Raw genomic sequence first — 22,532 nt, forward strand, 5'->3', positions numbered from 1 at the left:
CGATCGCTCAGGCGATCGCGAACAGCCCCAGGTACCAGCCGGCGAGGGTCTCGCCGAAAAGGATTCCGATCCACGCGCCGGCGAGCATGAACGGCCCGAACGGGATCGCGGTCTTGCGTCCGGCGCGCCGCATCAGGATGAGCGCGACGCCGAACACGCCTCCGACCAGGAAGGCGGCGAAGGCACCGACGGCCAGCGCTCCCCAGCCGAGCCACGCCAGGTACGCCCCGACCACTCCGGCGAGCTTGACATCGCCGCCCCCCATGCCGCCCGGACGCACCACGCGCAGCACGAAGTAGAAGAGGTACAGCGCGACCGCACCGATCGCGGCGCGGAGCAGCGCCGCCCAGTCGACGCCGAGCACGCAGGCGAGCGCGAAGAGCACGGTCACCACGGCATAGCTCGGCAGCACGATGCTGTTGGGAAGGCGGTGGGTGTCGATGTCGATGAGCCCGAGCGCGATCGTGATCGCCGCGAAGTAGAGGAATGCGATCGTCACGACCACCGACGCTGCCGCCGGCAGGGCGCTCTGCGCGAGGAAGAGCCACGTGACCCCGGCGAAGGCGAGCCCCGTCGCGAGCTCGACAAGCGGGTAGCGCGGCGAGATGGGTGCTCCGCACGACGCGCAGTGGCCGCGCAGCGCGACCCATGACAGGACGGGCACGTTCTGCCAGGGCCGCACTGCAGCGTCGCACGCCGGGCAGCGACTCTCGCGGGTGAGAGGGATGCCGGCGGGCACGCGGTAGATGACGACGTTGAGGAACGAGCCGATCACCAGCCCCAGCAGGCCGGCGAAGACGAGCGCGAATGCGAAGAGTCCAGTGCTCACGAGATCACCTGAGGCGGGATGTCGCGCTGCGAGACGAGCGTGCCGAGCGTGCCCGATCCGCTGCCGCCGGCGCCACCCGAGGTCATCCCGGGCACGCCGATCGGATCAGCCGTGAAGGTGAGGCCGCCGCCGTAATTCCATCCGCCGCCGTAGAAGGCGCCGTTCCAGGCATCGTCGATGCCGCCGGCGCCGCCGCCGACATCGATCTTGCAGGGCGTGTACGCCATCGCCGTGATGCTCGTGTCAGTGACCGTGCCGTTGATGATGATGGGGCTGTATCCCGACCCGCACGTCGGCTTGGTATCGCCCGGCGTGACATCCTCGGTGATGAACCACACCTTCGGCTTCGACGTCAGCCCCGAGGCGGCCTTCATCGTCAGGGTCGTGAGATCCATGCCCTTGGCCAGGATCACGAGGTTGGTGCGAATGGCGAGGTTCGGGTTAGAGCCGTTGTTGGACGAGAGCGTCGAGCACGCGCGAGCGTCGAGGATCGTCGCTCCGGTGTACGAAGGCAAGGTCGTCCAGCCCGTCCCGGGAGAGCTGTTGAAGTACGAGCACGTGCCGGGTCCGCTTCCCGAGTTCACGAGCGTCACGACGCTGAAGCCCGGCCAGTCGGACGCCTTGTACTTGTACTCGAACCACGGCGGCAGCGTGGGCGGGGTCGGGCCCGAGACGGACGGCGGCCTCGAGATGCCGCCAGCGGCGGCCCCGCTGTTCATCGTCAGCGTTCGAGAGGCGGGGAGGGTCAGCGTTCCGTCGATCCGCACGTTTCCCAGACCGACGTTGCCGGTCGTCGTGACTGACTTCCCGACTCGCTTGTTGCCCCATCCGAAGTTCAGCGCACCGTTGGCGTGCAGGTTGCCGAGGATGGTCCCCTCGACCCTTCCCGTGCCGGTTCCGGACGTCGCCACGTCGCCTTCGAAGATGTCGGCCGCGCAGCAGACGTTGAGGACTCCGGTGGCGCGTACGTTCCCCTTGATCGTGCAGCCGCCGCTCGTCTTGATGTCGCCGCCGATCGTGAAGTTCGCCGGAATGAAGCTCTGGCACGTGAACGTCGCCTGGGGCACGATGATGTCGAGCAGCCGACCCATGCCGGCGGTCTTCACCTCTTCGGTGAATTTCACCTCGGCGGTGCCGAAGAACACCATGTCGCCGGCGCCGGCGGGCGTCTCGGTGTACGCGTAGATCGCCTGGGTCGTCGTCATGCCCGAACCCGCCGTGCCGGTCGCGGTGATCGTGGCGATGCCTGCACCGCACGCGACCTTGTAGCTGTAGGTCGGGGACGAGGCATCCGCTGCATCGACCTTCACGTCCTTGACTACGCCCGGGCACGCGAGGGTACCGCGGCGGAGTGCCGTCACCGCGTCGGCGAGACCGGCATCGGCGGCCGAACGCGCCTGCGCCGTGCTGCGGCTGTCGGACAGCACGGAGGTCGTATTGGTGACGATGGCCGCGAGGGCGAGCCCGCCGATGCTGAGCACCAGCATGATGACGAGCACCGAGACGAGCGACGATCCTCGGTCGCCGAGGGCGACGCGGCGCGCGGAGAGCTTCACCAGCATGTGAGCGTGTCCGTCCCTTCGATCGCCGCCTGCGCGGTCACCCCGTTCGACACGACGACGGTGGCGTCGCCGCGCGTGACCTCCAGGCCGTACGAGAGCGTCTGGCCGTTGCGGGAGAACGCGTCGGTGAGCCCGTCGCCATCGGCGTCGATCGGCACGAACTTGGGCTTGCCGCTCGCGTCGTTGCCGTCGCGGCGAGACAGCGACGGGTGCGCACCGTCGCCGCTCGCCGCGTCGCCGTCCACGAGTACGGTCCACGTGCTCGTGTTCGAGGTGGAGATGGGACCGGATGCTGCGACCCGGTACCGCACATCTCCACCGGTCGTCACGACCCATGCCCGGCACTCCCGACCGCCCCCCGGGGTCGAGACCTTCGCGATCAGCGCACTGTTGGCCGAAGTGATCGTGAAGGCTGTGGCATTGCGCAACGACGTCTGAATGGAGTTGCTGACCACAACGGACTGACCGGTCGCGGAATCGCGATCGGTCGTCTGCGCCTGCGCGCGGAGTCCGTTTACGAACATGAGGGCCAGCAGTCCTAGGAAGAGGGAGGTGACGACGATGTAGATGATCAGCTCGATGAGCGTGATGCCGTCGTCGTCTGCGTTCACGGCGCCGACACCGAGACGCGGGTCGGAATCCGCACGAGGGCGGTTCCGGGGGCGGCCGAGTCTTCAACCGCGACCGTCACGAGAACGATGCCCGGGTAGGCGGCCGGGCACGTGCCGATCGTGAGGTCCGCCTGCAGCCCCGTTCCGGCTGTGTCGACGACGTCGGTCGCGGCACGGGCTCCGAGGGTCGCGCAGCTGGTCGGCGTCAACGGGTCGTTCGGGAACGAGGCCTTGATGGGGGCGAGCTGTGCGTTGGCGAACGTGGTCGCCGCGACGAGGTCGCGGTTGACCACGCTCGTGTTGGTGGCTCCGATGATGAGCGGCAGCACCGCGAGCGCGAGCACCATGAGCAGGAACATCGCGATGATCACCTCGACGAGGCTGAAGCCCTCGGAGTCACGCATCGGCTCCCCCTTCGCGCGAATGTACGCCGGGGCCGGCCAGGCATTACCGGCCCCGGCGAATCTGAGGGGTCTTACGGGCAGCCGGGGCCGGACGTCCCGGTCTTGGTCTCAACGACGACGGTCACGCAGAAGTCGTCGATCGACGTGCCGGTGACGACCGGAACGGAATCGGTCTCCAGGTTGTCGAAGAAGTCCGCGGCGGGGGTGGTGGTCTCGCCCTGCGCGGTCGCGGCAGCCCACTGGGTGGCTGCGTTCGCCGCCACCGCGTCAGCGGAGCTCTGCTTGGCGTCGTCCTGGATGTTCAGGAAGATCGGGATCGCGATGGCGGCGAGGATGCCGAGGATCACGACGACGATGATGAGCTCGATGAGCGAGAAGCCGGCGTCGCCGTTCTCCTCACGACGGGCCTTCTCGGACTGGATGTAGTTGCTGATGAACGTGCGCATGGCGACCGCTTTCTTGATCTGTGGATACACATATCCCTGATCAGACCGCGTTTTCGCCCAGTCGGCCAGTCGATTCAGAGGCAAACTTCTGGATCCATGCGTCTGCATGGCTCCTTCCCCGCCGATTACATTAGAGACTTCTCATACGGAATCAAAGTCGGTTTTCCCCAAGATTGGGCAAGCAGTTTCCTGAGGGTTTGCTGAGGAAGGTTCCGCACGGCTCTCCCGCCATAGGATGGCGACGGGGAAAAAGGGGAATGCCATGAGAGGACTCGCCCAGACGCTCGTGCTCACCGGTGCGGTGCGCGCAGCGGACATGTCGGCGGCCATGGCTGAGGTGGGCGAGGGGCCCGAGCTGCCGCAGCTGCTCGTGAGGTCGAAACTCGTCACCGAGAGCCAGCTGGCCGAGGCCATCGCGCTGCAGACGGGGCATCGTTTCATCGACCTCGCGAACCTGCCGCTCGATCCCAATATCGTCGCGCTCGTCCCGGGCAATCTCTGCCGCAAGTACCAGCTGATCCCGGTCGACAAGACCGCCGAGCGGCTGACCGTCGGCATCCTCGACCCCACCGACATCGTCGCCCTCGATGATGTCGCGAGCGTGACCGACCTGTTCGTCGAGCCGGTCGTCGTCGCGCAGGACGCGCTGGCGCAGATGTTCGAGCGATTCCTCCGCTCCGACGAAGAGCTCAGCGAGCTGTCGATGACGATCGAGGAGTCCGCCGAGACCAATCAGGCGGCGTTCACCGAGTCGCTCGAGGAACAGGACACCGACGCGCCCGTCGTCCGGTTCGTCAACCTGCTCATCGCCCAGGCGATCAACGACCGTGCGAGCGACATCCACGTCGAGCCCGGTGAGAAGCAGCTGACCGTACGGTTCCGCATCGACGGCGTGCTGCACGAGATGCAGAAAGCCGATCGCGCCATTCAGGACGGCATCATCTCGCGCCTCAAGATCATGTCGGCGATCGACATCGCCGAGAAGCGCAAGCCGCAGGACGGCCGCCTCTCGGTCACCCACGAAGGCCGCTCGGTCGACCTCCGCGTCGCGACGCTGCCCACCGTGTGGGGCGAGAAGATCGTCATGCGCATCCTCGACAACAGCGGTCAGACGATGACCATGCGCGATCTGCTCTTCTCCGGGGTCAACGACCGCCGGTTCCGCGAGGCGATCATGAAGCCGCACGGCATGATCCTCGTGACGGGCCCCACGGGCTCGGGCAAGTCGACGACGCTGTACACGGCACTCCGGGCGGTGGCGAACCCTCGCATCAACGTCATCACCGTCGAAGACCCGGTGGAGTACCGCATCGCCGGCATCAATCAGGTGCAGGTCAACAATCGCGCCGGCCTGACCTTCTCGTCGGCGCTGCGGTCGATCCTGCGAAGCGACCCCGACGTGGTGCTCGTGGGTGAGATCCGCGACAACGAGACCGCGACGATCTCGATCGAGGCGGCCCTCACGGGTCACCTCGTGCTCTCGACGCTGCACACCAACGATGCCCCGTCGGCGCTCACCCGCCTCACCGAGATCGGCTGCGAGCCGTTCCTCGTCGCTACCGCACTCTCGGCGGTGGTGGCGCAGCGCCTCGCTCGCCGCCTCTGCATGAAGTGCCGCGAGCCCATGGTCGAGCCCACCGAGGTGCTGTCGTCGCTCGGTTTCCCGCACGACCCGCGCGATGTGCCGCAGCTCTACCGGGCGGTGGGCTGCCCCGCGTGCTCGAACACCGGCTATCGCGGACGCGTGGCTCTCCACGAGGTGATGACGCTCAGCGACGAGATCGAGTCGCTCGTCGTGACTCGGTCGACGGGTAGCGACATCCGCCAGGTCGCCCTGCAGCAAGGCATGGTCTCGCTCCGCGAGGACGGCTGGTCGAAGGTCACCCAGGGACTCACGACGATCGAAGAGGTCCTGCGCGTCTCTGTGTGACGAAGTCACATCATCCCCGGTGCCTCACAGCCAGTCCGCCCTGCCCGGCGCGCTTCGCGCGGCCGCGTCTCAGCCGTCGAGCACGTCGAGCCGGACGAGCACCGGACCGCCGTCGACCAAGCCCTCGGCATCCCGAACCGCCTTCTTCAGCGGCAGCACGTACGAGCCGCTCTGCGACGACGGGAAGATCGAGGTCGACCACTCCGACCCGCCGACCCGCGCACGCACCCGCACCGACCCGAAGCCGCGGTACGGCCGCGGAATCTCGCGGATGTCTTCGCTCAGCTCGGGCGGCACCGCCGTGAAGAACCAGGCGGAGTCGTCGCGGGCGTCCCACCGGAACATCTCGCCCTCGAACTCGATGATCATGCTCCGAGGCTACTCACCGCCGCCGACGCCGGCCGAGCCGGTAGCCGGTCCGCCGGTGCCCGCGAAGTAGAGCCAGACGATGGGAACGATCGAGCCGACCGCGACCATCGACAGGAACGGCAGCACGAGCTGCGGCAGGAACGAGCACGGGAACGCCAGCACGAGCGCCGTCGTGACGAAGCCCGGGGCCGCCACCATCGTGCACCAGGCGCCCGACCCCATGATCAGCCAGCCGATCGCAGCAACCAGCGCAAGCGCCAACGCGCCGATCATCAGCACCATCGCATCGTTGACCACGCACACCTGCGGCTGCATCTCGACCGGGCGCAGCCGGTAGATGCCCCACCACAGCAGCAGCAGCGCGCCGAGCACGCCGACGATCCAGATCAGCGCGAAGAGCACCCGCCCCCACAGTCGCGGGTGCTCTCTACCCGAACGCCGCGACCCCGCCATGGCGATCGACGAGCCGCTGCAGGCAGTTCGACCAGCCCTCGATGTGGTTGTCGCGCTCGTCGGCCGACACGAACCCGGAGTGGCGCACGATCACGCGGGTCGAGGCGTCCGCCGCTCCCTCGAGCGTGACCTCGGCGTCGGTCGCGTGGTCCTCCCCCTCCCACCGCCACTCCAGCCGCAGCCTTGACGGGGGTTCGATCGCGAGCACGCGGCCCAGCACCGCGAGGCCGGCGACCTGCGAGCGGATCTCCCACCGCCCCAGCTCGGCCGGCTCGACGACGACCTCGGCCTCGAGGCGCGGCGGCCAGTACCAGTCAGCCAGCCGCGAGGCATCCGTCAGATCGCTCCAGACCTCTTCGACGGATGCCGCCACGAGTGCGCTCTCGGTCATCTCGAACATGCCCGTCACCGTAGCGCAGCGTACCGACACCGCGGCAGGGCCGATCTGGCGATGCTGTGAGGTCAGCGCCCGAACTCAGGCGTCCAGTCGTCGGTGTCGGGCGTCCACTCGTCGGTGACGCCGGCCGCGGCATCCGCTCTGCGCCTGCGCTCTTCACGGCGGCGCCACGACGCGCCTTCGGGCCAGCTCGCGGCGAAGGTCGTCGCGACCTTGAAGATGCGGCGTGAGAGTCCGCCCACCGTCTGCAGCGGGCGCGCCGAGACCGGCATGAGCAGCTGCGGGTCGTAGCGCACGCCGTCGGCAGGACGCAGCCGGATCGAGAGGTCGAGGTCGTCGTGGATCGCGCCGTTGTCGCGATCGACCCGATCTCGCACGCGCTCCCAGACGGTCGAGCGCATCGCGAAGTTCGAGCCGAACACGAGCGGCACACCCAGCCACTTGCGGACCCAGTAGTGCCCGCCGCCGATGTACCACCTCTCGCCGAGGTAGTTCGTGAGGGGGCTGCCGCCGTAGAACTCCGCTCCGCCGGTGAGCACGCCGAGCCCCGGATCCGCCACGAACGCACGAACGAGCCGGGCGATCCAGTCAGGATGCGGCCGAGAGTCGGCGTCGAGCCGGGCGATGATGTCGGCGTCGGCCATCGCTTCGTCGTAGCCGCGTGCCGCGGCCGGCCACACCCCCACCCTCGCCTCCTCGACCAGGACTGCGCCGTGCCGCCGCGCGACGTCGGCTGAGTCATCCGTGCTGCCGTTGTCGACGACGATCACGCGGTCGGCCGGATGGGTCTGCGCCTCGAGCGCGGTCAGGCAGGGATCGAGGAAATCGGCATCGTTCCGGCACGGTATGACGACCGTGACACGTGGGACGAGGGGCACACGCACACCATACTCTCGCCACGAGAGGGGTCCGGGTTCGGCGCGGAAGTTTTCGACAAATGCTTGCGCTGTGCCGTGCACATTAGTATCTTTGTTCTTGTCGGAGTGCCCAACCGCCGAAGAAGCGGCCCGATAGCGACAGGTTAGTGATCGCGCGCAGGCGGAAGGCACTCTCATTTTCGAATCTATGGACGATCCGATCGGCGGTCTCGCCGATACGTTGGCCATGGTGACGGATGCCTGGCCCGCCGATCCCCACGGCTCCCACGTCGATGTCGACACGCTCGACCACGCCGAACTGGTGTCCCTCAACAACGCGATCGGCGCGCTGCGCCGACGCGTCGAAGCTGTGCACGCGCGGGTGGCGTCTGAGATCGCGCGGCAGTCACGCCCGGAACTCGGCTCCGAGGGGCTCGCCAAAAAGAACGGCTACCGCAGCCCCGCCGTGCTCATCGCCGCGACCACCGGCACCACGGTCGGCGACGCCGCACGACTCGTCGCCGTCGGCGAGGCCACCGCTCCCCGTCGCACGTTCAGTGGAGCGGATGCCCCGCCCCGCCACCCTCATGTCGCCGAGGCCCTCTCTGACGGGCGCATCGGCATGCCCGCAGCGTCGGTCATCATCTCGATGCTCGACCGGGTGGCGCTGCGCGCCGGTATCGAACAGCGCGACCAGGCCGAGCGCATGCTGTGCGCGCAGGCCGAGGGGCTCGCACTCGACCAGGTAGGCAAGGTCGTCGCACGCGCCGAAGCATGGCTCGACCCCGACGGCCTCGAGCCGCAGGAACACCAGCTCCGCGGCGAGCGCAGCCTGCTGATGTTCGAACGCGGCGGCATGGTGCACCTCAACGCCAAGCTCGACCCCGAATCAGCTGCGCCGGTGAAGGCCGCGATCGAGGCCATCGTGACGGCGGAGTTCCGCAGCGAGCGCGCAGGCGCCGGTGGCGTCGGCACGGACGAGGGGGATGCGGACGGTGCGCGCGGTGCCGGTGGGCTCGGCGTCGGCGACCAGTGCATCGGTGACCACGGCTCCGGCGGGCACGGCGTCGGTGACCCCGGCGTCGGTGACCATGGCTCCGGCGCGGGGGCGGCCTCGGTTGTGTCACCCGCCGATGCCGATACGCCAGGTCGCACACTCCCCCAGCGCCAGGCCGACGCCCTCGTGCTCCTCGCCTCGCGTCTGCTGGGCTGCGGCTCCGCCGATCAGCCGATCGAGGGTGCGACGGTCATCGTCCGAGTCACTCTCGCCGACCTCCGCGACGGCACCGGCAGCGCGACCATCGACGGCATCGATCGCCCCGTGTCGATCGCCACGGCCCGGCGCCTGGCCGCGTCGGGCGGCGTGATCCCGTGGGTTTTCGGAGCCCGCGGCGAGATCCTCGACTGGGGACGCCGCAGGCGCCTCTTCACCCCGACCCAGCGGCTGGCTCTGGCTGAGCGCGATGGCGGCTGCGCGATGTGCGGTCTGCCGCCGGGCATGACGAAGGCGCATCACATCCGATGGTGGGCTCGGGATGCCGGACCCACCGACCTCGACAACGGCATCCTGCTCTGCGAGACCTGCCACCATCGAATTCACGACAACGGGTGGGAGATCCGGATCGAAGGCCGCGGCATCGACGGACGGGTGTGGTTCATCCCGCCGCCGCACGTCGATCCGGGAAGGGTTCCGAGACTCGGGGGCAAGGCCCGGTTCGGGTGGGCGGCGTAGGCGACGGGCCTGTGGCGGGAGTAGTCGGCAGGCGTATGGAGGCAGGCGCAGGTGGCAGGCGCAGGTGGCGGGCGTATGGAGGCAGGCGCAGGCACGGCGGGCGGCGTCGGTGGCAGGCGTGTGCGGGGCGGCTCTCACCGGGACTGACGCGACTGTCCATGCCGGGGGCTACCCTGACCCCATGGATGCGGCCGGCACCACGCCTGACCTGCACATCGTCCCCGCGAACGAAGCCTCGTGGGACGACCTGCAGGCGATCCTCACCGGCGCCGCCGGGCACTGCCAGTGCCAGCGGCAGCGACTCGGCGACCATGACTGGTGGTACATGCCCGTCAGCGAGCGCGCCGCGATCCTGCGCGAAGAGACCCACTGCGGCGACCCACGGGCGACCGAGACCATCGGCATCGTCGCCTATCAGGGCGATGAGCCCGTCGCGTGGTGCGCGGTCGACCGCCGCGCGGTGTACGGCCGGCTGCGCGGCTCCCCCGTGCCGTGGAAGGGACGCACCCAAGACAAGGACGACGAGACCGTCTGGGCGATCGCGTGCATGATCGTGCGCAAGGGCCACCGCGGCGAAGGCCTCACCTACCCGCTCGTCGCTGCTGCCGTCGAGTTCGCGCGCGAACGCGGCGCATCGGCGATCGAGGGCTATCCACTCGTGACAGGCGGCGCGCAGGTGATCTGGGACGAGTTGAACGTCGGTCCCGTCGGCCCGTTCCTGGCCGCAGGATTCCGCGAGGTCGCACACCCCACGAAGCGCCGAATCGTCATGCGAATGGACCTCTGACCTTTCACCCGAGGCGGGTGACGCACCGCCGCAACGGCAAGGAGAACGATGTAGTCGCCAGAGATCGCACCCTCGCCGATCTCACCGTTCCGAAGGGATCGACATCATGTCCAACACGCAGCGCACCGGATGGGCGGGCTGGGCAGTCTTCGCCGGCATCCTCATGATCATCGCTGGAGCCCTCGCGGCGCTCAACGGCCTGAACGCCGTCCTGTCGCCCGTCGAGAAGTGGGCGGTGTCCTCCGAAGCGGGCACCTTCCTGTTCGACGTCGAGATCTGGGGATGGTGGCACCTCATCCTGGGCATCGTGATCCTCATCGTGGGCATCTTCGTGCTCCGCGGGGCCACTTGGGCCCGGGTGATCGCGGTCATCCTCGTCGCCCTCAACGCCATCAGCCAGCTCGCGTTCTTCAGCGTGCAGCCCTGGTGGGCGCTCATCGTGATCGCGCTCGACGTGATCATCATCTACGCCCTGACCGTGCACGGCCGGGAGCTCCAGGAGGGCTGATCGCAGCCGTCCGCCGACCATGAAGGGCGCCGTACCCGGCCAGGGTGCGGCGTCCTTCCCTTGTTACCGCGACCGCGATCTGCGTCCGAGCCGGGCAAGCGTTCGCCGAGAAAGTGACCCTTGAAACCGCTCCCACAGTTTGGTTACTGTCCTGTAAGTAGGCGGCATACCTGCCGCGCGACATCCCTCGACGAAGAGAGACATTCGCATGACCACCCCCACGCACCACCGCCGGAGAACACGGATCGCGGCCGTCGTCACGGGCGCGACCCTCATCGCCGGAGCCCTCACGGCCGCCCCGGCCTCAGCCGCACCGCCACGTGCGATCGACCCGTTCAACCCCGACTTCGGGCCGAACGTGACCGTGTACAGCCCCGACACCCCCGCCGACCAGATCGAAGCCGAGCTCGACGCGCTTGCCGATGAGCAGCGCGACGCCGAGATGAGCTCGGTGCGCCGCGCGGTCTACTTCCTGCCGGGCCAGTACGGCACGGCCGACAACCCGCTGCAGTTCGATGTCGGCTACTACACCGAGGTCGCCGGGCTCGGCGCGTCCCCCACCGACGTCGACATCAACGGGTCGATCGAGGTCTACAACCGCTGCCTCACCGCCGACAACTGCATCGCGCTCGTCAACTTCTGGCGGACGATCTCGAACCTCTCGCTGCAGGTGAACAGCCTCGATGACGACGGATGCCGCGCCAGCGCGAACTTCTGGGCGGTGTCGCAGGCCGTATCGATGCGCCGACTCGACATCTCGGGCGCCAACCTGTCGCTGATGGACTACTGCACCGCGGGCCCGCAGTTCGCGAGCGGCGGGTTCATCGCCGACTCCCGTCTGCCGTTCGTCGTGAGCGGCTCACAGCAGCAGTGGCTCACGCGCAACAGCGAGGTCGCCGGCTGGTCGAACGGCGTCTGGAACCAGGTCTTCTCCGGCGTCGTCGGCGCCCCGGATGACGCCGGCTTCCCCAACCCGCCGTACACGACCATCGACGAGACTCCGCTCAGCCGCGAGAAGCCGTACCTCTACGTCGACGACGAGGGTCGCTACAACGTGCGCGTGCCCAAGGCGCAGTCCGATACCCGCGGGGTGAGCTGGGCCGACGGCATGACGGCGGGGCGCAGCATCCCGATCACCGACTTCTTCATCGCGAAGCCCGGTGACTCGGTGAAGGACATCAACAACGCGCTCGCCCGCGGCCAGCATCTGCTCCTCACACCCGGCGTCTACGACATCGCCCAGACGATCGACGTCAAGCGCGCCGACACGGTGGTGCTCGGCCTCGGCCACGCGACGCTCACGGCTGTGGGCGGGGCGGTTCCGCTGGAGGTGAAGGATGCCCCGGGCATCGTCGTCGCCGGAGTCACCATCGACGCCGGCGCCGAGCTCTCGCCGGTGCTTCTCCGCGTCGGCAAGGCGAAGGGCGGCAAGCCGCTGGGCGCCGCGAACCCGATCACGCTGAGCGACGTGTACTTCCGCGTCGGCGGGCCGCACATCGGCAAGACGACGACCGCGCTCGAGGTGAACTCCGACAACGTGCTCATCGATCACACCTGGGTGTGGCGCGGCGACCACGGCATCGAGGGCTTCGACCCGGCCGACGGCGTCAACGGCGACAACGAGCGCTGGGCCACGAACACCGGCACGAACGGCGTCATCGTCAACGGCGACAACGTCACGGCGACGGGCCTGTTCGTCGAGCACTTCCAGAAGTACAACACCCTCTGGAAGGGCGAGAATGGCCGCGTGATCCTGTACCAGAACGAGCTGCCGTACGACCCGCCCACCCAGGCGGACTGGACGCAGCCGGACGGCACGCTCGGCTACCCGGGCTACGTCGTCGACGCGAAGGTGAAGAACCACCGCCTCGACGGAGCCGGCGTGTACGTCTTCAACCAGAACAACCCGTCGATCATCACGGCGAACGGATTCTCGGTGCCGGAGACGCCCGGCGTGCAGCTTCACCACATCATGACGGTGAACCTCAGCGCCGGCACGATCCAGCACGTCGTGAACGGCGTCGGCGGGCAGGCAGACAACACGAACACCGGCGTGCCGCAATACCTCGTGGATTACCCCGCGCCGTAACAGGATCGGATGCCCCGGCCCCGGCTCCCCCCGCGGGGCCGGGGCATCCGTATGCCCGGTCGTCGAGCGCGCCACCGTCGCCGTGCGAACGGGCGGGCCGAACGCGCGCCATCGTCAGCGAACGGGCAAGCCCAATCGCGCGCCATCGTCAGGAGACACGCCCGCACCCGGAATCCGCCCGCGGCGGCGTGCCTCCTGATTCTGGGACACGACGTCGGCGCTCTAGGATCAGGCGCATGTCCCTCGCCCCGGACCGACGCGTGTCCCACTCCGTCGAGCGCCCGCGTGACCTCTCGCGCCCGCTCCCCGCCGCCCTGAGCTGGACGGTGCTGTTCGTGTTCGCCGCAGCCTTCGCGATCGCCTTCGCCGTGCTCGACCTGCCGTGGTGGATGCCCGCGCTCTACGTCGCGATGAGCCTGATCACCTTCGCTGCGTACGCTCTCGACAAGGCGGCGGCCCGTCGCAGCGCCCAGCGCATCTCAGAGCAGACGCTGCTCTCGCTCGGCATCCTGTGCGGCTGGCCGGGCGCGCTCGTCGCCCAGCACGTGCTCCGACACAAGACGCGCAAGCGCACGTTCCGCCGCGCCTTCTGGCGGACCGTCGTCCTCAACGTGCTCCTGCTTGCGGCGCTCCTCACGCTCGCGACCCTCCGAGGCTGGGACCTCACGCCAGGCTGGCTGCCCGACCTCGGCTCAGTCCTCGCGAGCTGACCCCGCCGAGTTCACCAGAGCGGGTGGATGGCCTCGCGCAGGTCGCGGTCGTAGACCGCGCGCACGACCCGGTCGAACGCCTCTACATCGAACCCGCCCTCGAGCAGGGCTGCCGCCTCGGCGTTCGACGTCGCCTGGCGCACGTTGCGCGCACCGGGGATCACGCTCGTCACTCCCGGGCGCGACGCGATCCACGCCAAGGTCGCCGCCGGGAGCGAGACGCCCTCGGGCAGCGACGCAGCCAGCTCGGCTGCAGCATCCACTCCCACCTGATAGTCGACGCCCGAGAACGTCTCTCCGCGATCGAACGCCTCACCGTGACGGTTGTATGTGCGGTGATCGTTCTCGGCGAACGTCGTCGACGAGGTGTACTTGCCCGACAGCAGCCCCGAAGCGAGCGGCACGCGCGCGAAGATCGCGACGCCGGCGGCCTCGGCTGCGGGCAGCACCTCGTCGAGCGGCTTCAGGCGGAACGGGTTGAAGATGATCTGCACGTTGGTGACATTCGGCCGCGCGATCGCGGCGAGCGCTTGAGCGCACGTCTCGACCGAGACCCCGTACGCCGCGATGCTGCCGTCGGCAACCAGGGCGTCGAGCGCCTCGTACGTCGCATCGTCCTCGATGACGGCCGACGGCGGGCAGTGCAGCTGAACCAGGTCGAGCGTGTCGACGCCGAGGTTCCGGCGCGACCGGTCTGTCCACGCACGGAAGTTGTCGGGCGTGTAGTTCCCGGGCTCCTGCGCGAGCCGGCGTCCCATCTTCGTCGCGACCGTGATGTCGGTGCGCCCCGCGAGAAAGCGCCCGATGATCGACTCACTCCGCCCGTCGCCGTACACGTCGGCCGTGTCGAAGAGGGTGACGCCGTGATCAGCGGATGCCGCGAGCACAGCCGTCGCGTCCTCCTCGCTGACCGCGCCCCAGTCGGCGCCGAGCTGCCACGTTCCGAGGCCGATCGCCGAGACCTGACGTGCGGTGCGGCCGAGCGGGCGCTGCTTCATGGGGGATCCTTCCGATGAGGGCCTCCTCGAACGAGGCACCGCGATCCAGCATGCCAGGTTGCCGGAGGTCAGGGGTTGATGATGACCGGCGTCCCCTGCGGCAGCTCGGCGAGCCGGGCGATCGCGTGGGGATCGAGCCGGATGCAGCCGTTCGAGATCGGCCCGGAATGCTCATCGTGGTAGTGGAAGGCCGTGACCGCGGCATCCGCTCCCCCGAATCCGTCGAGGGTCGGTGACTGCACGCCGAGGTAGATGATCGGATGCCCGCGGGTGTACCAGAGCTCCGGTACGACGCGGGTCGTCATGATGAACGTGCGGCCGAGCGGCGTCGGGGTGATGTCGGTGCCCCAGCCGAAGTCGGTCGCGATGCGCTCGGGCACGCCGTCGCGCACGATGTCGACGGTGCGTGCCGCGATGCTCACCTCGACCACGGCGTCGGTCGCGCCGAACTCGACGTCCTGTACCCGCAGCCAGCCGCTCACCTGGGCTGCGTCACCCTCCGACGGCACTGCTTGCCGCCCCGTGAGCAGCACCTTGACCCAGTGGTCCTGCCGCTCGACGACCGGCAGCGTCGTGCCGTCGTACGGGAACTCGCGCGGCACGTAGGCCACGGGCTCCCCCGTGGGATCTGCCCAGACCGGCGCGCCGATCCCGAGTGCGAGCGCCGTCTCGCCGGGGGCCTCCGCGAACGGATCGTCGTCGAGCGGGAGCTTCGGTATCACGGCGAACACGTCCACCTGCGGGAGCTGCGTCACGTCGTACCGCGCTGTGTTCGCGGGGAATCCGGTCGGCGTCGGAGTGGGCGTCGGTGTCGGTGCGGGCGTCACTGTCGGGGTCGACATCGGAGACGGCGCCGCCGCGGACGGCGCTTCCGGGCTCGCCAGCAGCGCAGCCGTGACCACTCCCGCGGCCACGAGCACGATCGCCGCCAGCAGCAGCCCGCCGGTGCGCCTACGACGCGCGCGGGCGGACGGCCCGGCAGGCTCACCCGGACCGGCGCTCCGTGGTGCGGCATCCCCCATGCACTCCATGGTCGGTGCGGGTGACGGATGCCGCAACCTGAGCGCTATGTCGGTGTCGCCGACTCCTCCGGCCGGCGCGGGTCGGTCGTCGCGGTGCCCCGCAGGACCGCGACCACTGCGTCCGCCCCGACCAGGACGACGAGGGTCACGACGTAGACGAGAAGATCACGGCCGTCGAAGACCGTGCCGAACACGAGCATCGCCGGAGGGAAGATCGCGCCGAGCTGCATCGGGATGCCGGTCAGCTGGAAGAGCTCGATGGCGATGCACCACGCCGCGGCGAGCGCACCGACGACGAGGGGCGCGAGGCGCGGGGCGACGATCGCGACCGCGAGGTATGCCGCGCCGGCATACAGGGAGTCGCCCGCGATGTCGGTCATCGCCGTGTCGGGCAGCAGAGCATGGACGGCTAGGCCGGCGCCGATCACGCCGGCGAGGAGCACAGCCGCAATGACGCGGCGTGCCGGGCGGCGCGGGGCGGAAGCATCCATCCGGTCGATTCTTCCCTACGTATCGGGCGACTACGGCAACGGCGAGGAGTGGTCGTGGTCGTGGTCGTGGGCGTGGTCGTGGTCTCTGCCGGACGCACGGATGTGGGCGCGCTGACCTTGTCTGCCGACGAGGCTGAGGTATTCGACGGGGCCGGCACTCGTGGCACCGAACCAGTGCGGGGTGCGGGTGTCGAACTCGGCTGCCTCCCCCGCCTGCAGGAGCAGGTCCTGGTCACCGAGCACGAGGCGCAGGGTTCCGTTGAGCACGTAGGCCCAGTCGAACCCTTCGTGGGATCGCAGATCGGGCACCGTGGCGTCGTCACCGGTGGGGAGGACGAACTTGTAGGCCTGGATTCCTCCCGGTCGGCGTGTGAGCGGGATGATGATCGATCCGTCGGCGCACGACATGGGTCGCAGGTCGATGCGGGGGTTGGCGGTGCGGGGCGCGCCGACGAGGGAGTCGATGGTGACGCCGTAGAACCGGGCCAAGGGAAGCAGCTGCTCCAGAGTCGGCCGTCGCAGGCCCGCTTCGAGGCGCGAGAGGGTGCTGGTGGAGATGCCGGTCTCGCCGGCGAGGGTCGTCAGCGTGATGTCACGCCGCAATCTGAGGTGCTTCAGGCGCGGACCCACGGTGTCGAGGGTCTGATCGTCATGGTCGCTCATTGTTCTATTTTGCCATTCAGCAAGAATGATTGCCACCATGCCCTTCGCGAGTCATTCTGGTTCGACACCACGAGCACAAGGAGACGACACGTGGACGTTGGCACGCACGTCGGCCCGGGCGATCCTCATCGAGAGGGTGCGTGATGGCCGAATTCGACCAGGCCTACTGGGAGAGCCACTGGGGGCCGGTCGCCTCGGACGATGAGCGGCGCCTCCCGGTCAATCCCTACCTGTTGGCCGAGACCGCGCACCTTCGCGGCGGTACGGCTCTGGACGCCGGCTGCGGTCACGGGGTCGAAGCGCTCTGGCTTGCCGAGCAGGGGTGGCAGGTCACGGCCGTCGACATCTCCCGGTCAGCGCTGGCGGTAGCCCGCGCCCGAGCGGCCACGACACCGGCGGGCGAGCGCGTCGACTGGAGGGAAGCCGATCTGTCCCGATGGGAGCCGGGGCGGAGATGGGATCTTGTGGTCACCAGCTACGCACACGCCGAGATCGGGCAGCTCCCCTTGTATCAGCGCATCGCCTCCTGGGTCGCCGTGGGCGGCACGCTCCTGATCGTCGGGCACCTCCCCGACCCGCATCACGCGGACGCGCATGGGCACCGTCACCCCGAGGGTGCAACGGTGACCTCCGAGGCGATCACGGACCTGTTCCCTGCCCCGGAGTGGCGCATCGACGCCGCCTACGAGCGCACCCGCATCGTTCACCCCGGCGTCTCTGCAATGCAGCTGCACGACGTGATCGTCCGCGCCCAGCGAATCGCCTGACCCGCCGGTCGCACCCACTCCGTGCAGGGGCTCCGGCCCCTGTCCCGGTTTCACGCTGCTCGCGGACACCTGCCGCGCGGCACGCATCCAAGAAAGGAACACACCCCACCATGGCTTCCACCACACGCGGCGACGCAGATCATGCTGCGCTCATCATCGACGACCCGCGACGCAGGCGCGCGATCCTCTGGGCAGTCTGCATCGCCCTGATGACCGTCGTCGCCTCGGTCACCGGCCTCAATGTCGCGCAACCCCAGCTCGCGACGACGTTCGGCGCCTCCCAGGGGGAGGTGCTGTGGATCATCAACACGTACACTCTCACCCTCGCCGCGCTCCTCCTCCCGATGGGGGCACTGGGCGACCGGCTCGGGCGCAAGCCCGTTCTCATCGCGGGCCTCATCGTCTTCGGCATCGCGAACGTCGTCGCCGCCGTCGCGCCGATCGTGGAGGTCATGCTCGCCGCGCGCGTGCTCAGCGGCGTCGGTGCGGCGCTGATCATGCCCGTCACCCTCTCGGTGATCACCTCGTCTTTCCCCGACGGCGAACGCTCCCGCGCGATCGGGATGTGGACGGCCGTGGCGGGAGGCGGTGGCATCCTCGGCATGTATCTCTCCGCGTTGCTCGTCGATGTGGCGTCGTGGCGGTGGCTGTTCGCGCTGCCGATCGCGCTCACCGTGGCCGCACTGCTCATCGGCAGCCGCGCGATCCCCAACTCTCACGACGGAGTTCCCGGCCGGTTCGACGCCGTGGGCACGCTCACGTCGATCGTCGCGGCCGTGGGTCTGACTTTCGCCCTCCACGAGGCACCCTCTCTGGGGTGGACGGACCCGACCGTGCTGATCCCGCTGATCGCGGCCGTCATCGCCACCGTCGTCTTCATCGTGTGGGAGCTGCACACCCCTTCGCCGCTGCTGGACGTCCGGCACTTCCGCAGCCGCAGTCTCTCGTCCGGCACCACGCTGCTGCTCGTGCTGTTCGGCGTGCAAGGTGGTGTCTCGCTCGTGCTCTACCCGTTCTTCCAGGTCGTGCTCGGGTGGGGCGGGCTGCTCTCCACCCTCGCCTTGATGCCGATGGCCGTGCTGATGATGCTCGCCTCCGGTCTCGCGCCCCGACTCGCCACTCGCATCGGACCGCGCGCCACGATGGTCGCAGGGCTCATCATCGCGACGACGGGGCTCGCGCTCATGGCGAGCCTCGTATCCGCCGAAGGCGGATACCTGACCGTGCTCCCGGGATTGATCGCGATGGGCCTGGGCGCGGGTGTGGCGATGACTCCCTCCACCGAGGCGATCACCTCATCACTCCCCCGCGAGCACCAGGGCGTCGCGTCGGCCCTGAACGATCTCACGCGTGAGCTCGGAGCAGCACTCGGTATCGCCCTCCTCGGCGGCGTGCTCGTCGCCGGATACCAGACGACGATAGCGGGACTGCTCACGGGTGTCCCCGAAAGGCTGGCGGCCCCGGCGCGCGAAGGCATCGCCAACGCCAGCGCCCTCAGTCAGGACGCCGGCGGGTACGCCGACCAGATCCTCGCCGCGGCGAACCAGGCGTTCGTCGCGGGGTGGCAGCAGGCGATGTGGGTCGGAGTCGCCGTCATGAGCGTCCTCGTGGTCTACGTGGCCTTCTGCGGCCCGAGCCGCGGCTCGGAGCCCGACCTGCATTCCGCTACCCCTGAATCGCGTGGATGACGGAGCCGTGCCGCTCTCCCCGGTCGACTGAGCCGAGAACAGGCGGGCAAACGAGAAGGGCACCGGCTCGAAGCCAGTGCCCTTCTCGTTTCCGACCGTCTTGCCATCAGTTCTGCTGACGGTCCATCTGGTCGGGATGACAGGATTTGAACCTGCGACCCCTTGGAGAGTTCGGGCGTTTTCCGAACCTCACCGGATGTCTTGAGAACCCTCGCATTCCCTTGTGTTGACAGGGAACCGGACGGTTCGAATTCTCCGATTGTATCCGGTCAACTCGGGTCGTCCCTGGGTGATTGAGGTGGCAAGACGGTGGCCCCACTCCCCCGTCGCACCACGGTGAATGTCCGCGCACCTTCCCTGCAGAGAAGGGAGCTCGAGATGAACAGCATCACCACGAAGGCGACAGCCGCCTCGCCCAAGTCGTCGGTCGCACCACCGGCCGGGCGACGCTGGATGACCGTCGTCTTCATGCAGGGCGAGGAAGCCGACACCGTCCTTGACATGATCGATAGGAACGGGCCGGAGGCTGCGATCCACCATCTGTCCCGATCGGACTACGGGGACAAGACGCGGGATGCCGCGTTGGACAACGGATACGTGTACGACGAAGTCCCGGAGAGTCCCACCGACCGCGTTGTCCACGACAACGTCTCCGGTTACGCGCTCATGTACAACTATCAATTCGGGTATGTGTCGCTCCTTCGCCACTTCGATGCTGTGGTCGAGATCAGGAGCGTGTGCGTGGCGCCACCGGAGCAGTTCGGATTCGAGAGACACCGGAGTACACGCCGCCCCAACGAGATCCGACTGTGAGCCTCACAGACAACGGATCCGGACCGGGAGTCACGCATGCACGATCCCTTAGCGGGCAGGGGTCACGGCACGGTTGAGCATCGTCTCAATGAGAGCACGTCGTCGTGGTCGCTTGGACCACATGACTCAGTGGCTCTGATCTTGGAGGATGGAATCGACGACTATGCGGTCGAGGAAGGCCACGATCTGGTCGTGGGTCCATTGCCGGTCATGGCGTAGTTGCACATAGGTGCTGTCGCCGCACAGCATCAGCAGCGCATCGGTGGCAGTCGCTGGGGTCAGGTCAGCGCGGAGCGGCCCTTTCGCGGCGACGGTGTCGATGACCTGTCGGTATCCTGCTTCCTGCATCCGGTCGTGCTTGTCCTGGATCGCCTGGACCTCTGGGTCGGCGAGGGCCGCCGCTTTCAGCACCACGGAGACGAAGGCGGCGCGCTCCAGCAAGGGTGCGGCGCCCCGCACGAAGGCAGTAAGAGCGTCCGCCGCGGTGGCTGCGCTGCGCATCTCCGCCCACCACGCGCTTGCCTCAGGGGGCGTCGCGTCGGTGCCCAGAACGGCGTCGTCGATGACCGCGCTTATCAGCTCTGGCTTGTTGTGGAACACGAAATACACCGTCTGCGGAGCGACCTCGGCTCGCCGCGCGATCGCAGCGATCGTCGCACCGTGGTAGCCCTTCGAGATGAACTCGGATTTGCCGGCATCCAGGATGCGCCGGCGCGTCATCCGTGATTGATCTCGCCGCGCTGGCCCTTTGACAACACTCATGAGGGGAACTATATTGCACTCAAACACTAGAGTACCGCTCTAGTGTGAGACCTCCCGGGGAGGCAGGCATGTTCACCGTCACGACACGGAGCATCATCGCCGCAGAGCCCGACGCGGTATTCCGGTTCGTCGCCGATCAGACCAACGCACCGCGCTGGCAGTCGGGGCTCAAGCAGGTACGTCGGCTGACGGCTGGACCCATCGGCGTTGGAACAGAGCACGAATTCACTCGCACCTTCGCTGGCCGAATTCTCACCAGTCGCAATCGATTCGTACGATTCGAACCTGGGCACCTGGTGGAGTTCGAGGTGCCCGGAGCATGGCTGTCCGGCCGCGCCGCGTACCTCGTCGAGCCGGTCACGGGGGGCACACGGCTGATCAGCACGATGCAGTTCAGCGCCCGTGGGGCATGGCGGGTGCTCGAGCCGTTCTTGCGTCTGTTGCTCGTGCGCGAGACGTCCAAAGACGAGGGCCGACTCGCCGCCATCCTTGCATCGGCCGCAACGCCTGACCCTAGTGTTCCGCGACCGAGGAGGTTCGACCCCGGCGACGGCCGCCCCGGAGCGCGGACAGCAACCTTGAGCATCCTCATTGGCTCACTCCTCGGGGTTACCTGGGCCGCCGGATTCCGGGCCTTCATGGCGGAGATCGCGGGTCCCGATTCCGTATTTGGCTGGTACGCGACCTTCGGCGTCGTGCTCGGCGGCGCAGGCATCGTCGGCGGACTGATGGGCTGGGCCGACCACATTCGCCGCACAGGCGGGCGGCCGCACTGGCGGTGGCTCGCACTCTCGCCCCTTATCCTGGGTCTGCTGCCCCTCACCGTGCCCGGGACGCTCGCGGCACTCGCGCAGGGCATCGGCACCGCGGGGATGGCCGTCGCGCTCATCGCCATCGGCCTCGGCTACACCTTCGGCGGCCTGGGGCGCGCATGGCTCCGCGTCATCGTCGGCGCCATCTCGGCCGGGGCGGCGATCGCTCTCGTTGCTTTCACCCCGCTGATCAGCGACGGGCGCATCTCCTTCAGCGACCCGCGCGGCGCCTGGGCCGGAACACTCGCACTCGGCTCCATCGTCGTGGTCGGACTCGCGACATCCATCCCGTTCAGACCGGTGCTCCCGCTGACCGCATCTGCCGATGCGTCACCGCCCGTTATCAAGGACCGTGCGCCGGAACCAGTGTGATCCACGCAGTCGACTGAAGGAATCGGCCTTGGAAGCTCCTGTGACAGTTCTGCCGCTGGTCACGGTCCTTCGGTTGCGGATCCCCTTGCGGGCAGGGCACGGTAGCGGTAGGCCGCGGGCGGTTTCCAGGCCGTGCGATTGCGGGGCCACGATCGCGCACGGGGCGAAGCGGGTGCATTCGACTTGCCCCGCCTCGTGCCGGAGACCGGGACGGTGGCCGATCGAGTCCTGCCATTTGCGTCGGGAGCGAGTTCGCGCGCTCGTTGGCGCATCGCGTGGAACTCCTCGAGGTGGAGCCGGTCGATCGCCGTGAAGGTGAGCGCCGCCGCGCCCACCTTCACAGACCCGAGCCGGTCGGCGTAGCGCTGCACCAGGTAGCCGTCGGAGTTCGCCGCGCTCACAGGGACGGACACGTGGCGTTTCTGCTCGGCCAATCCCGCGAGGAACCACTCAAGCAGAA

25 protein-coding genes are annotated in these 22,532 nt (G+C 68.4%); 10 read left to right on the plus strand and 15 right to left on the minus strand.

Features of this window, described 5'->3' with window-relative positions:
- Positions 1–7: 7 nt before the first annotated feature.
- The 5 genes from ACFC1W_RS11725 to ACFC1W_RS11745 form a co-directional block, all read right to left on the minus strand.
- Complete coding sequence (locus ACFC1W_RS11725; RefSeq protein ID WP_375992582.1) at positions 8–829, minus strand: prepilin peptidase; 822 nt, start codon at positions 827–829, stop codon at positions 8–10.
- Positions 826–2,391, minus strand: coding sequence for a hypothetical protein (locus tag ACFC1W_RS11730; RefSeq protein ID WP_375992585.1), 1,566 nt, complete (start codon positions 2,389–2,391; stop codon positions 826–828). Before ACFC1W_RS11730 ends, ACFC1W_RS11725 begins: the two co-directional genes overlap by 4 nt.
- Positions 2,382–3,002, minus strand: coding sequence for a hypothetical protein (locus ACFC1W_RS11735; RefSeq protein ID WP_375992588.1), 621 nt, complete (start codon positions 3,000–3,002; stop codon positions 2,382–2,384). The genes ACFC1W_RS11730 and ACFC1W_RS11735 overlap by 10 nt, the downstream gene beginning before the upstream one ends.
- Entirely contained in the window at positions 2,999–3,406 is a 408-nt protein-coding gene (locus ACFC1W_RS11740) for a prepilin-type N-terminal cleavage/methylation domain-containing protein (RefSeq protein WP_375992591.1), read from the minus strand. The genes ACFC1W_RS11735 and ACFC1W_RS11740 overlap by 4 nt, the downstream gene beginning before the upstream one ends.
- 71 nt (positions 3,407–3,477) lie before the next feature.
- Positions 3,478–3,852, minus strand: coding sequence for a type IV pilin protein (locus ACFC1W_RS11745; protein ID WP_375992593.1), 375 nt, complete (start codon positions 3,850–3,852; stop codon positions 3,478–3,480).
- A 262-nt stretch (positions 3,853–4,114) separates the two neighbouring features.
- Between ACFC1W_RS11745 and ACFC1W_RS11750 the strand changes: the two genes are divergently transcribed.
- Complete coding sequence (locus ACFC1W_RS11750) at positions 4,115–5,782, plus strand: GspE/PulE family protein (RefSeq protein WP_241110890.1); 1,668 nt, start codon at positions 4,115–4,117, stop codon at positions 5,780–5,782.
- 69 nt (positions 5,783–5,851) lie between these two features.
- Here the strand turns inward: ACFC1W_RS11750 and ACFC1W_RS11755 are convergent, their stop codons facing one another.
- From ACFC1W_RS11755 to ACFC1W_RS11770, 4 genes are all read right to left on the minus strand, one after another.
- A complete protein-coding gene (locus ACFC1W_RS11755) occupies positions 5,852–6,151 on the minus strand; it encodes a DUF1905 domain-containing protein (protein ID WP_241110891.1) in 300 nt (99 codons plus the stop codon).
- Positions 6,152–6,160: 9 nt separating this feature from the next.
- Positions 6,161–6,553 carry a hypothetical protein gene (locus ACFC1W_RS11760; protein WP_375992596.1) on the minus strand — a complete coding sequence of 131 codons (393 nt, stop codon included), beginning with the start codon at positions 6,551–6,553 and terminating at the stop codon, positions 6,161–6,163.
- Between the two features lie 25 nt (positions 6,554–6,578).
- Positions 6,579–7,004 (minus strand): SRPBCC domain-containing protein, encoded by a 426-nt coding sequence (locus ACFC1W_RS11765; RefSeq protein WP_375992599.1) that lies wholly within the window; start codon positions 7,002–7,004, stop codon positions 6,579–6,581.
- Between the two features lie 62 nt (positions 7,005–7,066).
- Positions 7,067–7,879, minus strand: coding sequence for a glycosyltransferase (locus ACFC1W_RS11770; protein WP_375992601.1), 813 nt, complete (start codon positions 7,877–7,879; stop codon positions 7,067–7,069).
- 187 nt (positions 7,880–8,066) lie between these two features.
- Here ACFC1W_RS11770 and ACFC1W_RS11775 point away from each other — a divergent pair, with 187 nt between their 5' ends.
- From ACFC1W_RS11775 to ACFC1W_RS11795, 5 genes are all read left to right on the plus strand, one after another.
- Positions 8,067–9,590: a DUF222 domain-containing protein gene (locus ACFC1W_RS11775; RefSeq protein ID WP_375992603.1), complete on the plus strand. Its 1,524-nt coding sequence runs from the start codon at positions 8,067–8,069 to the stop codon at positions 9,588–9,590.
- Positions 9,591–9,771: 181 nt separating this feature from the next.
- Positions 9,772–10,377 carry a GNAT family N-acetyltransferase gene (locus ACFC1W_RS11780; protein ID WP_375992605.1) on the plus strand — a complete coding sequence of 202 codons (606 nt, stop codon included), beginning with the start codon at positions 9,772–9,774 and terminating at the stop codon, positions 10,375–10,377.
- A 106-nt stretch (positions 10,378–10,483) separates the two neighbouring features.
- Positions 10,484–10,885, plus strand: a complete 402-nt coding sequence (locus ACFC1W_RS11785) for a hypothetical protein (RefSeq protein WP_241110898.1) — start codon at positions 10,484–10,486, stop codon at positions 10,883–10,885.
- Between the two features lie 208 nt (positions 10,886–11,093).
- Positions 11,094–12,974, plus strand: a complete 1,881-nt coding sequence (locus tag ACFC1W_RS11790; protein ID WP_375992608.1) for an adenylyl cyclase — start codon at positions 11,094–11,096, stop codon at positions 12,972–12,974.
- A gap of 236 nt (positions 12,975–13,210) precedes the next feature.
- Positions 13,211–13,684 carry a DUF1294 domain-containing protein gene (locus ACFC1W_RS11795; RefSeq protein WP_375992610.1) on the plus strand — a complete coding sequence of 158 codons (474 nt, stop codon included), beginning with the start codon at positions 13,211–13,213 and terminating at the stop codon, positions 13,682–13,684.
- A gap of 11 nt (positions 13,685–13,695) precedes the next feature.
- Here ACFC1W_RS11795 and ACFC1W_RS11800 read toward each other — a convergent pair whose 3' ends face one another.
- The 4 genes from ACFC1W_RS11800 to ACFC1W_RS11815 all read right to left on the minus strand — a co-directional run bounded on the left by ACFC1W_RS11800 (position 13,696) and on the right by ACFC1W_RS11815 (position 16,858).
- Positions 13,696–14,682, minus strand: a complete 987-nt coding sequence (locus ACFC1W_RS11800) for an aldo/keto reductase (protein WP_375992613.1) — start codon at positions 14,680–14,682, stop codon at positions 13,696–13,698.
- 68 nt (positions 14,683–14,750) lie between these two features.
- Positions 14,751–15,704, minus strand: coding sequence for a L,D-transpeptidase (locus tag ACFC1W_RS11805; protein ID WP_375992615.1), 954 nt, complete (start codon positions 15,702–15,704; stop codon positions 14,751–14,753).
- 44 nt (positions 15,705–15,748) lie between these two features.
- Positions 15,749–16,195, minus strand: coding sequence for a DUF2809 domain-containing protein (locus ACFC1W_RS11810; protein WP_375992617.1), 447 nt, complete (start codon positions 16,193–16,195; stop codon positions 15,749–15,751).
- Positions 16,196–16,225: 30 nt separating this feature from the next.
- The gene (locus ACFC1W_RS11815; RefSeq protein WP_375992619.1) at positions 16,226–16,858 is read right to left on the minus strand and encodes a helix-turn-helix domain-containing protein; all 633 of its coding nucleotides are present in this window, start codon (positions 16,856–16,858) and stop codon (positions 16,226–16,228) included.
- Positions 16,859–17,001: 143 nt separating this feature from the next.
- Here ACFC1W_RS11815 and ACFC1W_RS11820 point away from each other — a divergent pair, with 143 nt between their 5' ends.
- The 3 genes from ACFC1W_RS11820 to ACFC1W_RS11830 all read left to right on the plus strand — a co-directional run bounded on the left by ACFC1W_RS11820 (position 17,002) and on the right by ACFC1W_RS11830 (position 20,126).
- Positions 17,002–17,625, plus strand: a complete 624-nt coding sequence (locus tag ACFC1W_RS11820; protein ID WP_375992622.1) for a methyltransferase domain-containing protein — start codon at positions 17,002–17,004, stop codon at positions 17,623–17,625.
- Positions 17,626–17,735: 110 nt separating this feature from the next.
- The gene (locus tag ACFC1W_RS11825; RefSeq protein WP_375992624.1) at positions 17,736–19,313 is read left to right on the plus strand and encodes an MFS transporter; all 1,578 of its coding nucleotides are present in this window, start codon (positions 17,736–17,738) and stop codon (positions 19,311–19,313) included.
- 378 nt (positions 19,314–19,691) lie between these two features.
- Complete coding sequence (locus ACFC1W_RS11830) at positions 19,692–20,126, plus strand: hypothetical protein (RefSeq protein WP_375992626.1); 435 nt, start codon at positions 19,692–19,694, stop codon at positions 20,124–20,126.
- Between the two features lie 126 nt (positions 20,127–20,252).
- Here the strand turns inward: ACFC1W_RS11830 and ACFC1W_RS11835 are convergent, their stop codons facing one another.
- On the minus strand, positions 20,253–20,846 hold the full coding sequence (locus tag ACFC1W_RS11835) for a TetR/AcrR family transcriptional regulator (RefSeq protein ID WP_375992629.1): 594 nt from the start codon (positions 20,844–20,846) through the stop codon (positions 20,253–20,255).
- A 110-nt stretch (positions 20,847–20,956) separates the two neighbouring features.
- Here ACFC1W_RS11835 and ACFC1W_RS11840 point away from each other — a divergent pair, with 110 nt between their 5' ends.
- Entirely contained in the window at positions 20,957–22,072 is a 1,116-nt protein-coding gene (locus ACFC1W_RS11840) for an SRPBCC family protein (protein ID WP_375992632.1), read from the plus strand.
- 59 nt (positions 22,073–22,131) lie between these two features.
- Here ACFC1W_RS11840 and ACFC1W_RS11845 read toward each other — a convergent pair whose 3' ends face one another.
- Positions 22,132–22,485 carry a hypothetical protein gene (locus tag ACFC1W_RS11845; protein ID WP_375992634.1) on the minus strand — a complete coding sequence of 118 codons (354 nt, stop codon included), beginning with the start codon at positions 22,483–22,485 and terminating at the stop codon, positions 22,132–22,134.
- Between the last annotated feature and the right edge of the window lie 47 nt (positions 22,486–22,532).

It is taken from the genome of Microbacterium sp. NPDC056003 (assembly GCF_042274785.1).
Classification (GTDB): Bacteria; Actinomycetota; Actinomycetes; order Actinomycetales; family Microbacteriaceae; genus Microbacterium.